This window comes from Rhodococcus sp. IEGM 1241 (assembly GCF_033142365.1).
Taxonomy (GTDB): Bacteria; Actinomycetota; Actinomycetes; order Mycobacteriales; family Mycobacteriaceae; genus Rhodococcus_F; species Rhodococcus_F erythropolis.
Genome location: NZ_JAWLSE010000002.1, coordinates 168,741 through 183,991 on the forward strand (window position 1 = coordinate 168,741; position 15,251 = coordinate 183,991).

Below are 15,251 nucleotides of genomic sequence, written 5' to 3' on the forward strand. Positions count from 1 at the left end.
CCCCACCCCAGACAATACTCGAACACCCGTTCGAGTCAAGAGTTTCTCGAGTCAATCCACCGAGCGTCCCGGAATCACCACACCGCATTGATAGGCGAGAACCACCAGTTGCGCGCGGTCGCGGACATCCAGTTTCGTCATCGCCCGGTTCACATGGGTTTTTGCCGTGACCGCGCTGATCACCAATTCCGCGGCGATTTCGTCGTTGGACATCCCGAGGGCAACGAGGGTGACCACTTCGAGTTCGCGTGGTGTCAATTGACCGAAAATCCCGGAAGTCGAGTCGGCCCGCGACGGAGTGGAAAGGAATCGAGAAATCAACGCGCTGGTCGCAATCGGCGACAACAAAGAGTTCCCACCTGCGACCGTCCGAACAGCATCAAGTAGATCCTCAGCTCGGATTCCTTTGCCGATGAAGCCGCTCGCTCCCGCCCGGATCGCCTGTGCCACATGCTCATCCACTTCGAAGGTCGTCAGGATCAGTACGTGTACGTCGGACAAATCCGGATGATCGGCGATCATGGCGGTCGCTTCGACTCCGCTGGTGCCCGGCATGCGAATGTCCATCAGTACAACGTCGGGTCGGTGCTCGAGCGCCGCCTGGAATGCCTGCTCTCCGTCTGCCGCCTCGGCGACCACCTCCATGTCGTCTTCCGAACCGATCAGCAGCGCAAGCGTTTGACGGAATAGCGCCTGATCGTCTGCCACTACCACCCGAATACTCACGACTCCTCACGCTCCGAACCGCTGGAGACCGAGACCAGCGGTAGTTGGGCGTCCACACGAAATCCCCCGTCCGCGCGGAATCCTGCTGAGACCTCGCCTCCCATTGCCTGTGCCCTCTCCTTCATTCCCAGCAGTCCGTACCCGGGCGGTGACGTCGAAGGCACTGCCGTTCCGGAGTTTTCGACCGACAGCACCAGAACCTCGGCTTCGTACGACAACGACACGGTGACGGCCCCTGGCAACGCATGCTTGCTCGCATTCACGAGTGCTTCCTGGATAATTCGGTACGCCGTGAGGTCTACTGCTGGCCCGAGAGGGCGTAGCGAACCCACTGCGCGCACTTCGATTTCCATTCCCGCACTGACGAATTGATCCACCAGTGCCGGTAGATCCGAAAGCCCCGGAGCCGGTTTCATCGAGCGATCACCGTCCTGAGCGTCACGGAGAACTCCGACCGTGGCCCGAATTTCATCGAGTGCCGCCTTGGACGTTTCCTCCACTCCGCGAAGTGCAGTCGTCGCCTTCTCGGGGTCTTTCCCGATCAAGTGCGACGCGACCCCGACTTGCAGGTTGACCAAGGCAATGTGGTGCGCGACAACGTCGTGCAGGTCTCGCGCAATCCGCATCCTTTCTTCGACGACGCGGTGTCGGGCCTCGTCCTCGCGCATTCTTTCCGCTTGCACCGCGCGCGCCTCGACGGACTCCAGATAGGCGCGGCGAGAACGGACCTCGGCGCCGGCGAAACTTGCCATCAGCAACCACGCCAACAACCCCAGTGCCTCCTGCAGGAGATTGTTCCCCACTCCCAGGAAGATTGTGACGAGCATCAGCGAGCTGACTGTGCTCGCCGCTGCGAAGAAGGTCCTCCGGCGGTCACTCGTGCTGGCAACGTAGTAGAGGCACACCATCGCCGCGGAACCTGTGCCGGCATTCGGCGGCGCTGACAGTGCAATCATCAATACGCCGAGGAGTACTGCCACCGCCAGCGCCGAGAACGGGTAGCGCCTTCGGAATACGATGGTCGCCGCTGCGATCGCTGTTACAAGGACTCCCACAACTGTTACTTCGCGGGTGTCATTGCCATCGAGCGCGATGCGGTGCGCCGTCCACGTGGCAAGGAGCACGAGGATCGTCAGTGCCAGGTCGATGGTGCGCGGGTGTTCCGCACACCATCGACCCCACGTCGATGTCGAAGTCATCGATCTACCGTATCCGGGTCATACCGACAACTTGTCGCTCGTGGGTTCACTGGATTCCTTCGAATCTGCGAGCAGCGCAGTCAACTGCTCCCCCTCGACATCGACGTTCGGGACCAACCGGTCCAGCCATGAGGGGAACCACCATGCCTTCGAGCCCAACAGGGACATGACGGCCGGTACGACGGTCATACGAATCACGAAGGCGTCGAACAGAACCGCGAACGAGAGTCCGAGTCCGATCTGCATGATGAAGGCGTCGCCGCCGAAGATGAAGCCCGCGAAAACGGCGATCATGATCAGCGCCGCGGCCGTGACGACTCGCGCGCCCTGGTCGAAGCCCTTCACGACTGCTTCGTCCGGTCCGTCACCGTGGACGAACGCTTCACGCATTCTGGTCACGAGGAACACCTGGTAGTCCATCGCCAACCCGAAGACGATGCCGATCATGAAGATGGGCAACATCGCCACAACTGATCCAGTTTGGCCTTCGATTCCGAGAATGCCGGCGAACCAACCCCACTGGAAGATCGCGACCAGCACACCGAACGTCGCGCCGATCGAGAGCAGAAATCCGAGAGTTGCCTTGAGCGGTACCAAGATCGAGCGGAACACCAGCATCAAAAGAATGAAGGCGAGGCCGACGACCAATGCGAGGTAGGGAACGAGGGCATCAGCCAAGCGGTCCGAGACGTCGATCGTCAACGCTGTCTGACCGGTGACCGACATCGTGGCCCCGGTCTCGTCGGTCAGTGATCCGGCGACCTCACGTATATCTGCGACGAGCGCCTTTGTTGCCTCGGTTTCCGGGCCACTCGAGGGGACCACCGTGATGACTGCTGTATCGCCGGCCTGATTGAGTGCTGGCGGCGTCACTGCCGCTACGTCGGGCAGAGCACCGAGCTTTTCCTGGGCGCCGCTCAATGCCGCTGCCGGATCTGCGGCGTCGGCAACGTCGACGACCACCATGAGCGGACCGCTGAACCCGGCACCGAACCCCTCGGATAGTCGGTCGGTAGCCCTGGCGGCAGTTGTGTCGGGCACTGGTGGGCTCGCCAAACTCAGGTTGATTCCGAAGGTGGGGATCGCCAGCAATCCCAACCCGAGGACTGACGCGAGCAAAACCGGAACTCGACGCCGGATCACGAACTTGGCCCATCGCGAGCCCGCCCCCTCCGACTGTTTCCGGTGTGTCAGTTCACCGCCGGACGCCAGCAGTCGACGATCAGACCGACTCAGGACGCGCGACCCTGCAAATCCGAGTGTGGCGGGCAGCAGCGTCAGTGAAATCACCACTGCAACAGCAACTGCGAATGCTGCAGCCAGACCCATGCTTGTCAGGAACGGGATGTTCACGACGAACAGTCCGGCCAGTGCGATGAGGACGGTCAACCCCGCGAACACTACGGCCGAACCCGCAGTCCCCGCTGCGCGGCCCGCAGCAATTTCCGGATCATGTCCGTCACGTAGTTCGGAGCGGTAGCGCGAGACGATGAACAGCGAATAGTCGATCGCCACGGCGAGCCCCAGCATCATTGCCAGGACGGTTGTGCTCGAACCCAATTCGATGAAACCAGTTGCGATGGTGATCGTGCAGATCGCGATGCCGATGCCGATCAACGCGCTGATCAAAGGAAGCCCCGCCGCAACCAAGGAACCGAAGGTGACGGTCAGCACCACCGCGGCGATCGCGACTCCGATCACCTCTCCCATCGATTCGGCGCTGCTTTCCATCAGCACGTTGCCGGCAACATCGACTGCCAGCCCTGAATCCGAGGCGTCGTGGACAGCGGACTCGAGCAGTTCTTTCGAACTGTCCGGCAAGTCCATCGAGTCGGCTGTATAGGAGACCTGCATGTATCCGATCGTCCCAGTCGGCGACACTCCGCCGGATGCATACGGATCCGATACCGCTGCAACCTCGGGGTCCTTCCCGAGCGCAGAGACCAATTCACTGACGGATTGTCGAATGGCCGGATCGGCGAGCGTCGTGCCCGCCGGAGATTCGAAGACTATGCGAGCACTGGCTCCGCCGGTGGACGATTCCGGGAACCGTTCAGCCAGAAGGTCCTGTGCCGCTTGCGATTCTGTGCCCGGGATCGACAATGTGTTGACGGTCGGACCGGACAGCGTTGCTGCGCCTACTCCGCCCGCCACCAGCAGGACGACCCAGAAGCCCACCATTGCCCAGCGACGACGAAACGCGAGTCGCGAGAGTTTGTACAGGAATATCGACATGCGTATCACTGTGCCGATACACGACCCCGTCGCACATCGTGCACAGGTAGGCAGTTCGACGTACTGCGCTCGCAGTAGGGCGGTGGTCCCCAGTGCTAGACGGGCAGGCCCAACTCCCTTGACCACGGCGGATCCGCCCCTGGTCGTGACACGGTGACGGCTGCCGCGCGTGCGGCAAAGGTCAACGCGGCCGACCAATCTGCCTCGGAGAACCCGCGCACAACGGCGACGTCGAGTGCATCGTGACGATCAAGGTAGGCCAGCAGGGCTCCGTGAACGGTATCGCCCGCACCGATCGTGTCCGCGACGTCGACTGCGGGCGCGGGCACCGAAACATCGAGTTCCTTGGTGATCAACCGCAACCCGTCACCGCCACGGGTGAGCAGTACGGCGCCGACGCCTTCGTCGAGCCACTCGGCGCCGTCGACCGAACCCAACCACTTGGCGTCGTCGTCGCTCACTTTGAGAATATCGATGGCGGGCAACCACGAACGAAATCGTCGTCGATATGCTTCCGGGTCCGAGATCACCGCCGGACGAATGTTGGGGTCCACCATGGTGAGTCGACCGCGGGCGTGCGCTTCGTGCAGCATGGCTTCGTAAGCGGAGGCCCCGGGCTCGAGCACCAGCGACAGCGTTCCGAACGAGAATGCCCGGGCAGAGGGAAGTTTCGGCAGCGCGAACTGTCGATCCGCCGTTCCCTCGAGGTAGAAGGAATACCGCGCACCTCCGTCCGCTGCAAGGTTCACGACGGCCAGAGTTGTCGGCTCGGGCCCACGTTCGACTCCGGTCGTGTCGACATTCGACGCGGCCAGCGAGTCGATCATCCGATCTCCGAACGCGTCGGTGGACAAGCGAGAGACGAATCCCACGTCGGATCCGAGTCGACCCACCGCGATCGCAACGTTGAACGGTCCACCGCCCAACTTGGGTGAGAAGTTCTCCCCCACCGGAACCAGATCAACCAGTCCCTCACCACACACCACGACGGATCGTTCGCGTGTATCACTCATCGGTAGACCCTAACCTTCTCACCAGTCGAAGATGGATGTGACCTGCTCGGCACGAACGAGTTCGGGTGCCGAGCAGGTCACGATTGTGGTGGGATTCAGCTACCCACGCGCTCACCCGTAGTCGGGTCGAAGAGGTGAACAGGACCGTCCACCCGCTCGAAGCCCAGCGTCTGGCCGTACTGCAGCTTCGATCGCCCGCCGGTGCGTGCAACGAGCGAGATCGGGTCGGCTTCGGTACCAGGCACGTGTGCGTAGATGTACGACTCGTTGCCCAGTTCCTCTACCAGGTCGATCTGAGCTGCGATTCCGTCTCCGGCAGCAACCACCTGGAATTGCTCGGGCCGAATTCCCACTGTGACCGAAGCCAGACCGGCCGCGGCGATTGCCGCCATCTGCTCGCGGTCCAGCGGAACCTCGACGTCGCCGAAACGCACCCCACCCGAACTGACCGGCGCCGTTACCAAGTTCATACCGGGAGATCCGATGAAGCCTGCAACAAACGCATTGGCCGGCCGATCGTAAAGTTCGGTCGGAGAAGCGAATTGTTGCAACTTGCCGCCCTTGAGCACTGCCACGCGATCACCCATCGTCATCGCTTCCACCTGATCGTGCGTGACGTAGACGGTGGTGGTTCCGAGACGACGCTGCAACGCCGCGATCTGCGTGCGGGTCTGGACGCGTAGCTTTGCGTCGAGGTTGGAGAGCGGCTCGTCCATGCAGAACACTTGCGGTTCACGAACGATTGCTCGGCCCATGGCAACTCGCTGCCGTTGGCCGCCGGAAAGCTTGGCCGGCTTGCGGTCGAGGTATTCCGTAAGGTCAAGCAGTTTGGCCGCTTCGGCAACTTTCTTCTTGCGCTCCTCGACGGGCACACCGCGCATCTTCAACGCGAACCCCATGTTTTCGCCGACGGTTTTATTGGGGTACAGCGCGTAATTCTGGAAGACCATTGCGATGTCGCGATCCTTCGACGGGACATCGGTCATGTCCTTGCCGTTGATGGTGATCGCACCGGAATCGATGTCCTCGAGCCCTGCCAACATGCGCAGGGCCGTGGACTTTCCGGAACCTGACGGACCGACGAGCACGATGAACTCCCCGTCCTTGATGTCAAGATCGAGTGAATCAACAGCGAGGGTCCCGGCACCTTCGTAGATGCAAGACGCTTTCTGGTACGAGATTTCAGCCATGACGAACTCCTGAGAGGGTGAGGAGAATTATTTGATTGCACCGAAGGACAGGCCGCGCACCAGTTTGTTCTGGGCGAACCAACCGGCCAGGATGACGGGCAATGCCGCCATGGTCGCTGCCGCAGAGAGCCGAGCCCAGTACAGGCCCTCGCCGGTGATGAAGCCGACCAGGAAGACCGGAATCGTCTGCGCTTGAACAGCTGTCAGGTTGACTGCGAAGAAGAATTCGTTCCACGAGAAGATCACGCAGATCAGCGCAGTCGCAGCAATTCCGGGCGAGATCAGCGGGAGGATCACCTCTCGGACCGAGGTCCACAAGCTCGCGCCGTCCATGCTGGCGGCTTCGAGAAGCTCGCCGGGGACTTCGAGAAAGAACGAACGCATCATCCACACTGCGATCGGCAGATTCATCGATGTGTACAAGATGATCAGCGCCCAGATGTTGTCGAGCAATCCGATGTCGTTGACGATCACGTACAGCGGCACGATTGCAGCGACGACTGGGAGCATCTTGGTACTGATGAAGAAGAACAGCACATCCTGCGTCTTCTTCACCGGGCGAAGCGAGAGCGCAAATGCCGCCGGAACACCCAGTAGCAGAACAAGAATGGTGGACATTCCTGTGGCAAATGCCGAGTTCGCCAGCGTGGTACCCAGACCGGAATCGAGAACGGCACGGAACTGTTCGAGGGTGGGAGTGAAGAACAACTTCGGCGGATCCGTGTAGGCGTCTGCCTCGGTCTTGAACGCGGTCAGGACCATCCAGAAGACCGGGAAGAAGAACCCGAGAGCGGCGATCCACGCCACGACCGACCACGGACTGAACTTACTGCTCTTCTTTTTCTTGACGACGGGTTTGTCGGTCGTCACGCTTGTCGTCTCTACGGCAGTCATCACGCCGCCTCCTCGTTGCCGGTGAAGCTCTTGAAGATCAATCGGAGCGCAAGTGTCGACACGATGATGGTCGCGATCACTGTCACGACACCCATCGCCGCAGCTTGACCTACGTCGAAGCCGAGGAATGCGCGCTGGTAGATGTAGAACGGCAGGTTCGAGCTGGCCACGCCTGGCCCGCCCGACGTCATCATGTACACCGCGTCAAAGGTGTTCACGAGGTAGATCGCACCCAGAACTGCACCGAGTTCGATGAAGCGGCGCAGGTGCGGCAGTGTCAGTTCGCGGAACATCGCAAACGGCTTGGCTCCGTCCACCCGTGCGGCTTCGAGGATGTCTCGGGGCATGGACTGCAAGCCGGCCAGAATGAGCAGCATCATGAAAGGCGTCCACTGCCAGATCAGATTGATCATGACGGCGGCGAGCGGAAACTTGCTGACCCAGTCGACCTGGCCGACACCGAAAGGCTGGAGGACAAAGTTCACGATACCGAATACCGGGTCGAACATTGTTGTCTTCCAGAGCAATGCGCCAGCGACGGGGGTGATGAGAAATGGCGTGATGAGCAGTGTCCGCACGATCCCGCGACCGAGGAAGGCTCTGTCGAGTAGGAGTGCCAACGCGAGTCCGAGGATCACCGAAACGATGACCGTACCCACGATCATGATGACCGTGTTGACCGCGACTTCCCGAAACTGACTGTCCTTGAAAACCTCGATGTAGTTGTCGAACCCGTTGAAGTGCCGCGATCCCGGCCGGACAAGGTTCCACGACTGCGTCGAGTAGTAGAGGGTGAACAGGAACGGAATCTGGGTGACGACGATCGAGAAGATCAACGCCGGCAACAGGGGACCTCTACGACGCCAACCCTCGGCGCGGGAGATCTTCTTTTCGACACGGACCGGTGGCGCGTCGTCCACCGTAGTTCTGGGCTCGGCAACCGTAGTCATCGGTTCTCCTGATAGGTCTTGCCGACCACCTCGGCATACTGCTGGGATTGTTCGAGTGCTTCTTTCACGCTCTTCTGACCCGCGATGGCAGCACTGATCTGCTGGCTGACGCGAGTGCCCAGGTCCTGAAACTCAGGGATGGTGAGGAACTGGACGCCGGTGTACGGAACCGGTTGCACTGTCGGGTTCTTCGGATCTGCATTGTTGATCGATTCGAGGGTGATCGGACCGAATGCCTGTGCGGCCTCTTGATATTCCGGAATCTCGTAGGTCGATAGGCGACTTCCCGGAGGAACTCTCGACCAGCCGAGTTCGGTTCCGACCTTCTGGATGTAGTCCTTGTTCGTCATCCAGGAAATGAACTTCCAGGCGTCATCTTTGTTCTTTGCCGACTCCGGGATTCCGAGCGCCCAGGTGTAGAGCCAACCAGGATCGGACTTCTCGACCTTCGGGGCCTTCGCATATCCGATGTTGCCGACTACCTTCGACGACGCAGGGTCCTCGAGAACCGACACAGCCGACGTCGCGTCGTACCACATCGCCGTGTTGCCTTGCGCGAATTGTGTTGCACATTCACCGAATCCGCTTGTGGCAGGACCCGGCTGACCGTGCCCCTTGACCGTGTCCACGTAGAACTGAACCGCATCCTCGACCTGCGGACTGGTCAGCTGCGCATTCCAATTCTCGTCGTACCAGCGTCCACCGAAGGTGTTGATCACTGTGTTCAGCGGTGCGAGTACCTCACCCCAGCCAGGCTTTCCGCGCAAGCAGATTCCCGCCATCTTGGCATCCGGGTTGTCGAACTGCGCTGCCCAACCTGCAACTTCTTGCCACGTCGGGTCTTCGGGAACTGTTATCCCCGCCTGATCGAACAGATCCTTGCGGTACATCAGGAACGACGACTCCCCGTAGAACGGAACCGCGTACATACTGTCCTCGTATGACAGAGAAGTCTTGATCGACGGTATGAAGTCGTCCTCGTCATAACCGGGCGTCTTGTCTGCATACTCGGACAGGTTCGTGAGCCAACCGTTGGCGGCCCACTGAGGTGTCTCGTAGTTGCTGATCATCACGACGTCGAACTCACCGCCGCCGGTTGCCGTCGACGCTGTGATCTTGGCACGCGCCTGGTTCTCGGAAAGGCTGACGAATTTGAGGTCGATGCCAGGGTTCTCGGCTTCGAAAGCCGGCGCCAGTTTGATGGCGTCCTGCATCTGCGAGTTCGACACCATCGCGATGGTGACTGTTCGTTCGCCGGAACCACCGAGCGCACCAGCGCCCGCACATCCCGACACCAGGAGGCAGAGCGCCGCCGCGGCAGCGCCCCACACTCGTCTTCCTGTTTTCACGGATTACCTTCCTTCACACTTGCGTGTCAGTCGCGCGCTCGGACAGCGAAACTCGTGAGATCGCTAGCCTTCGAGCAGCCACTGGGCGCACTCGACGTCGGTGACGAGTACGTTTGCCAAACCTCCGCGCAATGCGCCCAGAACGGCCTGGCGTTTGTGTGTTCCCCCCGAAATCAGAATCGTCTGATCGCAGGATTTCACTGCGTCGAGCGATACGGAGACCGTTCGCTCAGGCAGTGGCCCCTCCACTGGATTGCCGTCGATCGTGTAGAAACGGCCGCCGATTTCACCGACAGCGCCTCGACTTTCCAACTCGTCCAGCATGGTCGAGTCGACGAAGCTACCGGCAAACAAGGTCGTGGCAGTCGAGACGGCACCAACTCCGAAAACCATGATGTCGGAATCAGTTCCGGCCTGCAGCGCCTTCGAGATGACCGAGTCGTTTCGCATCGACTCCACAGTCGCCGGGTCGGCATATAGCGGAGCATTGAGGCGAATAGGATTGGCCTGCAACTGTTGTGCACATCGGCCGATGGTGAAGTCGACACCGGTTTGGTAGTCGGTCACCGTCATGGAGCCGTCAAGTTGTACCACAGCCGAGCACTTCGCCGCCTTGTCTGGCAAAGATCCTGCTACCGCAACAGTTTCCGGACCCCAGGTAAACCCGAGAACGCTCGACGGCTGCAGACGACGAACCAGAACTTCCGCTGCTCGTCGGCCGAGCGCGTCGAAGTCCGGATCGTCCGAGTCCGAATTTGCTTCGGGCACAATCAAAACTTCGGCCAACCCGAAGTGCTTCTCCAGTTTCGATTCCAACTCCGTGTTCACCGAACCTTCGAGCTCCGGCGGCACCATAATCTCGACCCTGACCAAACCTTGCGTCCGCGCCCTGGCCAACAGCCGCCCGGCCGTAGGCCGCGAGACGCCCAACTTCGCTGCAATCTCCGCCTGAGTAGCGCCTTCGAGGTGATACATGGTCGCTGCCCGCAAGGCGAGCCGCACATCCTCGGAAGCCGGCAACTTCGACGACTTGAGTCCTGCGGGCTGAGCCGACTGGTTCACACGGTCTCCTTGTGCATCAGGTTCAAAGTTTCTTGATCGTGAGCAAATGCTCACTAGATGTTCTTATGCTCATTAAGCTAACATCTACGTTGTGACCCACACAACAGTTTCCGGAGATTCCGTCGATCTACCTGCGACAATTCGGGCAAATGTCCTTGTTGAGACCGGAAAGATGCAGATGGTCGAGAGACCACGACCGTCCCCGAAGACGGGTGAAGTTCTCGTTCGCATCCATGCCGTGGGCGTGTGCGGGTCGGACGCGCACTACTTTCACGAAGGTCGCATCGGCCCTTACGTAGTCAACTCACCGCTCGTTCTCGGACACGAAGCATCGGGACGCATCGCCGCAGTCGGTGACGGCGTCGACCCAAGACGCATCGGGCAGCGCGTCTCCATCGAGCCTCAGAAGCCGGATCCGACCAGTTCCGAATCCAAGGCAGGCAGATACAACCTCTGCCCTCATATGGAGTTCTTCGCGACGCCGCCGATCGACGGTGCGCTGACCGACTACGTCACGATCGGTGCCGACTTCGCCCATCCCATCGCAGATTCCGTGTCCTACGAGGCAGCTGCGCTGTTCGAGCCACTCTCCGTAGGGATCGCCTCAGCCCAGAAGGCGCGAATCACTGCCGGCTCTCGTGTGTTGATCGCCGGCGCCGGCCCGGTAGGAATCGTGACGACGCAGGTGGCCAAGGCATTCGGCGCGACGGAAGTCATCGTCTCGGACATCGATGCGGCCCGGCGTGATGTGGCACTGAAATTCGGCGCAACAACCGTCGTTGATCCTCGTGAAAGCGACGTACGCTCGCTGGCCGTCGATGCGTTCATCGACGCCTCGGGTGCCACGGCCGCAGTGATCGACGGGATTCACGCAGTTCGGCCCGCTGGGACCGTCGTTCTGGTCGGAATGGGTGCCGACGAGATACCGTTGCCGGTCCCGATCATTCAGAATCGCGAACTGATGCTCACCGGAGTGTTCCGGTACGCCAACACGTGGCCGATCGCCGCCGCACTGGTCGCTGCCGGGCGCGTCGATCTGGATTCGATGGTCACAGCACGCTTTTCACTCGAACGATCGCAAGAGGCCCTGGTGGCCGATCGCATTCCCGGCAGCATCAAAGCCGTAGTCATCGTCGCCGAAGGAGACTAGAACTTTCATGGAACTCAATACGAAGACCTTGCTCGACTTCGATGCTGAACTCGAAGTGCCGAACTACGACCGGAGCAAAGTCACTACCGGCATAGTGCATTTCGGTGTCGGAGGCTTTCACCGTGCACACCAGGCCATGTACATCGATACCCTCCTGCGACGAGGTGAAGCCTTCGACTGGGGAATCTGCGGAGTGGGAGTGATGCCGTCGGACAAGCGAATGAAAGACGCACTCCGCGCGCAGGACGGCCTCTACACGCTGGCGCTCAAGCATGCTGACGGAACCCTCCAGGGCCGGGTCATCGGGTCGATCGTCGAGTACTTGTTCGCGCCCGACGATCCGGAGGCGGTGATCGAAAAGATGGCATCCGAATCGACGAAAATCGTATCTCTCACCATCACCGAGGGCGGATACAACATCTCGCACACTACGGGCGAGTTCGGCGCGTCCCATCCCGATGTGATGCACGATCTCGAGCCGGGAACACTCCCCCGCACCACCTTCGGTCTGATTTGTGCGGCCCTCGCACTCCGTCGCGACCGGGGCCTCGCCCCGTTCACGATCATGAGTTGCGACAACATCGAAGGCAACGGATCGGTCGCCAGGACGGCAGTCGGAGCGTTCGCCGCCCTGAAGGATCCCGAACTTGCGGAGTGGATCGACGAGAACGGCGCCTTCCCCAACTCCATGGTCGACCGGATCACACCCGTCACGACAGCCGAGGTGACCACCGAGATCGCCGAGACGTTTGGCGTGGACGATCAGTGGCCGGTCGCAGCTGAGCCGTTCACCGCGTGGTTCCTCGAGGACGAGTTCACCTCAGGCAGGCCACCTCTGGAGAATGCCGGCGTCAATCTCGTGCCGGATGTTCGCCCGTACGAACTGATGAAACTGCGCCTTCTCAATGCCAGCCATCAAGGCATCGCGTACTTCGGCTACCTTGCCGGATACCGCCTGGTCCACGAGGCATGCCAGGACGAACTCTTGTCAGGGTTCCTGCTCGACTACATGAATCTGGAAGCGACGCCGACCCTTGATCCGGTACCCGGCGTCGACCTCGATCAGTACAAGAAGACCCTCATCGAACGATTCTCGAACCCCCAGGTCCGCGACACGATTGCGCGTCTGTGCGCCGAGTCGTCCGATCGAATTCCCAAGTGGCTGTTGCCCGTCATCCGGACCCAACTCGACACCGGTGGGTCGATCAACCTGTCCACCGCAATTGTCGCCAGCTGGGCCCGCTACGCCGAGGGCACAGACGAGAACGGAGATCCCATCACCGTCGTCGATCAGCTGTCGGACGCTCTGGTGCCGCTCGCCCAGAAACAATCGAGCGACCCGTTGGCCTTCATCGGGTACCGCCAAGTGTTCGGCGATCTCGTGGACGATCGCCGATTTGTCGCAAGCTTCCGAAAGACCCTCGACTCGTTGCACTCCGTCGGAGCCAGAAGAACCCTCGAGGAGGTGCGCGGGCTCTGACTACGCCGAGACGTCGTGCAGGTGATGGATCGGATCGTGAATGAAGTAGGCCGCCAACGATTCGACGGTGAACGCCGATCCGTCACTGCGGAGACCCCGTCGTTGGCGGCTACCCTCTGGCACGGTTTCGAAGGCGTTCGCGACTTCCGCCGCGGCGTCGGACAATTCCGATGCCACCGTTGCCGGATCTTGGTCGTTGTACCGCTCGGCCTCAGCTGTTGCGTCTTGATCCCAGTTCTCGAATTGCGGATCGTCGAATTCGAGCATCTGATCCAACCTCACCTTGAAGATCCTGAACACGTCGCGTACGTGGGCGGAATACTCCAGCGCTGACCATGTTTCGCTGTCCGGTCGCTCCGTCACATTCTCGCGCTCCAGTACCTCGGCCCACGAGACGGCATTGCTACGCACAAGATCTGGAACATCCGCGAACGCCACAGCGGACGAATCAAACCCGCACTCGGCGCATGGGCGTTCGAGGACCCAGGTCCAGTTCTTTGTATCCGGGGTGATCGGCATGGATCGAGAATAGTCCGCCAGGGCGGGGTCAGTCTGCTTCGATTGGCCGATGAAGCGAATCATGATCGCTATTGCGGCTCCATTCGTGCTGATGCTTACTTCGTGCGACGGGGACGTGGGCGACGCGGACCCCACGAACTCGCCTTCACATGCGACGACGCACATGCGTACCTCGAAGTTTTCGGGACGGTCGAGGCGGCGTTGGCCCGGCTACAGAGCCCTGGATGGAACGATGTCCCTGAACTCGTGGGTTCCGCCAGCGCCTGGGCAGCGTTCACACCGCAACAGCAGACTGCGATAGTCAATTCACTTCATGCGGCTTCCCGAGGTACGTGTTAATCCGTGTTCGGTGCCAGCGGCTCTATTGACACGCACCCGGCTCGACGCTCGCCTGGGCGAGCCTGTGCCCTTGTGGACGAAGCTCCAACTGACCTCGTCAACCCTCTTGAGAGGGAAGCGATTCGACGAGTTTTCCTTCGGAACGCAGTAAATGTTCGGCCGCCAAAATCAACAGGGAGAAGGATTCGCACGAGAGCCCCTCGGTTGCATGCATCAACCTCTCGGGCGCCGGAATCGACCGGTCGCCCGCCGAACCCTCGGATCGCTGCGCAAAAAGCACGGTCGAGAGTTCTCGTTGATTGACCACCCGACCTGTCCTGTTCGCTTGCTCGAACATGGTATTCAGCCGTTCGACCAGAGCCTCACCCTCAGCTGATCGAATAGTGTTGCCGAACAGCCTGTTTCCGTGATTGTCCATAAAACCAGGCGCGATCGAGTTCTTGATTGCCACAGTACGTTCTCCGTTACTTTTGGTCCGTCGGATCAGGGGTCCAACCCGCCACAGTTCGCCGAATCCGTGTTGCGGCGCGCAGCGGCGTCGCCACCCATCGACAGCACACCGATATCCCCCGGCGCCCGTCGGCCTCCGGTAGTGCGACCTCGAAATTGCTGTCGATTCTCAACATCTCGTTACACTTTATCAACAAATGTAACTCTTCGACAAGTGTTTTGTTCCAATTGCCCGGTTCTACACTCGGTCGAGGCAATTGACCGAACTCTCGCACGCCGCGGATTCCACGATTGACGGAGCACGAAAAAGCGACAATCGAGCCCGAGTCGCCACCGAAGTACACAAGGATGGATTCGGCACAAAGAAATGTTTCCCGTCACCCTCATCAGACAACTGAGCGTGACCGAGCGCAAAGTCCTCGACATTGACAGCCCTTGTTAGACAGCGCTTTTCAGAACCGATAATGGGCCTCGAACTTGCGGGGCCAATTTCCGCTTGCAGCCCTCGCGTTGAGTCGGTACCGACGGTCGGCTCCCGGTCAGCGCGTCGATGAAAGGTTGCGTGTATTGCTCGGCAGTCGAACGGATTTCGATCGTTCACGTTGAACGCAATCTCGGACTGAAGTCAGCTGTCCATGGTGATGCCGGTAATCACACCCGTGGCGTCGGACAACCGATCTGCAGCTGCGCGTGCG

Annotated in this window: 13 protein-coding genes; 2 read left to right on the forward strand and 11 right to left on the reverse strand. The window is 60.4% G+C overall.

The window, feature by feature from the left end; all coding sequences use genetic code 11:
* Nucleotides 1-51 precede the first annotated feature (51 nt).
* From R4P70_RS10435 to R4P70_RS10475, 9 genes are all read right to left on the reverse strand, one after another.
* Complete coding sequence (locus tag R4P70_RS10435; RefSeq protein ID WP_019748972.1) at nucleotides 52-726, reverse strand: response regulator; 675 nt, start codon at nucleotides 724-726, stop codon at nucleotides 52-54.
* On the reverse strand, nucleotides 723-1,925 hold the full coding sequence (locus R4P70_RS10440) for a sensor histidine kinase (protein WP_019748973.1): 1,203 nt from the start codon (nucleotides 1,923-1,925) through the stop codon (nucleotides 723-725). Before R4P70_RS10440 ends, R4P70_RS10435 begins: the two co-directional genes overlap by 4 nt.
* 18 nt (nucleotides 1,926-1,943) lie before the next feature.
* Nucleotides 1,944-4,160 (reverse strand): MMPL family transporter, encoded by a 2,217-nt coding sequence (locus tag R4P70_RS10445; protein WP_024487648.1) that lies wholly within the window; start codon nucleotides 4,158-4,160, stop codon nucleotides 1,944-1,946.
* Between the two features lie 95 nt (nucleotides 4,161-4,255).
* Nucleotides 4,256-5,173: a carbohydrate kinase family protein gene (locus tag R4P70_RS10450; protein ID WP_019748975.1), complete on the reverse strand. Its 918-nt coding sequence runs from the start codon at nucleotides 5,171-5,173 to the stop codon at nucleotides 4,256-4,258.
* A 95-nt stretch (nucleotides 5,174-5,268) separates the two neighbouring features.
* Nucleotides 5,269-6,363, reverse strand: coding sequence for an ABC transporter ATP-binding protein (locus tag R4P70_RS10455; RefSeq protein ID WP_019748976.1), 1,095 nt, complete (start codon nucleotides 6,361-6,363; stop codon nucleotides 5,269-5,271).
* A 27-nt stretch (nucleotides 6,364-6,390) separates the two neighbouring features.
* Nucleotides 6,391-7,257 carry a carbohydrate ABC transporter permease gene (locus R4P70_RS10460; protein WP_317830785.1) on the reverse strand — a complete coding sequence of 289 codons (867 nt, stop codon included), beginning with the start codon at nucleotides 7,255-7,257 and terminating at the stop codon, nucleotides 6,391-6,393.
* On the reverse strand, nucleotides 7,257-8,207 hold the full coding sequence (locus tag R4P70_RS10465) for a carbohydrate ABC transporter permease (protein WP_019748978.1): 951 nt from the start codon (nucleotides 8,205-8,207) through the stop codon (nucleotides 7,257-7,259). Before R4P70_RS10465 ends, R4P70_RS10460 begins: the two co-directional genes overlap by 1 nt.
* A complete protein-coding gene (locus R4P70_RS10470) occupies nucleotides 8,204-9,556 on the reverse strand; it encodes a sugar ABC transporter substrate-binding protein (RefSeq protein ID WP_317830786.1) in 1,353 nt (450 codons plus the stop codon). The genes R4P70_RS10465 and R4P70_RS10470 overlap by 4 nt, the downstream gene beginning before the upstream one ends.
* Nucleotides 9,557-9,619: 63 nt before the next feature.
* Nucleotides 9,620-10,618, reverse strand: a complete 999-nt coding sequence (locus R4P70_RS10475; protein WP_021334180.1) for a sugar-binding transcriptional regulator — start codon at nucleotides 10,616-10,618, stop codon at nucleotides 9,620-9,622.
* 139 nt (nucleotides 10,619-10,757) lie between these two features.
* Here R4P70_RS10475 and R4P70_RS10480 point away from each other — a divergent pair, with 139 nt between their 5' ends.
* Entirely contained in the window at nucleotides 10,758-11,768 is a 1,011-nt protein-coding gene (locus tag R4P70_RS10480) for an NAD(P)-dependent alcohol dehydrogenase (RefSeq protein ID WP_029538310.1), read from the forward strand.
* Between the two features lie 7 nt (nucleotides 11,769-11,775).
* Complete coding sequence (locus R4P70_RS10485) at nucleotides 11,776-13,248, forward strand: mannitol dehydrogenase family protein (protein WP_099697623.1); 1,473 nt, start codon at nucleotides 11,776-11,778, stop codon at nucleotides 13,246-13,248.
* Here the strand turns inward: R4P70_RS10485 and R4P70_RS10490 are convergent, their stop codons facing one another.
* Together R4P70_RS10490 and R4P70_RS10495 are read right to left on the reverse strand one after the other, a co-directional pair.
* Entirely contained in the window at nucleotides 13,249-13,767 is a 519-nt protein-coding gene (locus R4P70_RS10490) for a DinB family protein (RefSeq protein ID WP_317830787.1), read from the reverse strand.
* 436 nt (nucleotides 13,768-14,203) lie between these two features.
* Entirely contained in the window at nucleotides 14,204-14,557 is a 354-nt protein-coding gene (locus R4P70_RS10495; RefSeq protein ID WP_099697620.1) for a hypothetical protein, read from the reverse strand.
* Nucleotides 14,558-15,251 lie beyond the last annotated feature (694 nt).

What these genes read in the sequence shown, in the direction of transcription:
- R4P70_RS10450 (WP_019748975.1), bottom strand. Translation starts at nt 5,173, where the DNA reads ATGAGTGATACACGCGAACGATCCGTCGTGGTGTGTGGTGAGGGACTG.
- R4P70_RS10440 (WP_019748973.1), bottom strand. Translation starts at nt 1,925, where the DNA reads ATGACTTCGACATCGACGTGGGGTCGATGGTGTGCGGAACACCCGCGC.
- R4P70_RS10490 (WP_317830787.1), bottom strand. Translation starts at nt 13,767, where the DNA reads ATGCCGATCACCCCGGATACAAAGAACTGGACCTGGGTCCTCGAACGC.
- R4P70_RS10465 (WP_019748978.1), bottom strand. Translation starts at nt 8,207, where the DNA reads ATGACTACGGTTGCCGAGCCCAGAACTACGGTGGACGACGCGCCACCG.
- R4P70_RS10455 (WP_019748976.1), bottom strand. Translation starts at nt 6,363, where the DNA reads ATGGCTGAAATCTCGTACCAGAAAGCGTCTTGCATCTACGAAGGTGCC.
- R4P70_RS10460 (WP_317830785.1), bottom strand. Translation starts at nt 7,257, where the DNA reads ATGACTGCCGTAGAGACGACAAGCGTGACGACCGACAAACCCGTCGTC.
- R4P70_RS10445 (WP_024487648.1), bottom strand. Translation starts at nt 4,160, where the DNA reads ATGTCGATATTCCTGTACAAACTCTCGCGACTCGCGTTTCGTCGTCGC.
- R4P70_RS10485 (WP_099697623.1), top strand. Translation starts at nt 11,776, where the DNA reads ATGGAACTCAATACGAAGACCTTGCTCGACTTCGATGCTGAACTCGAA.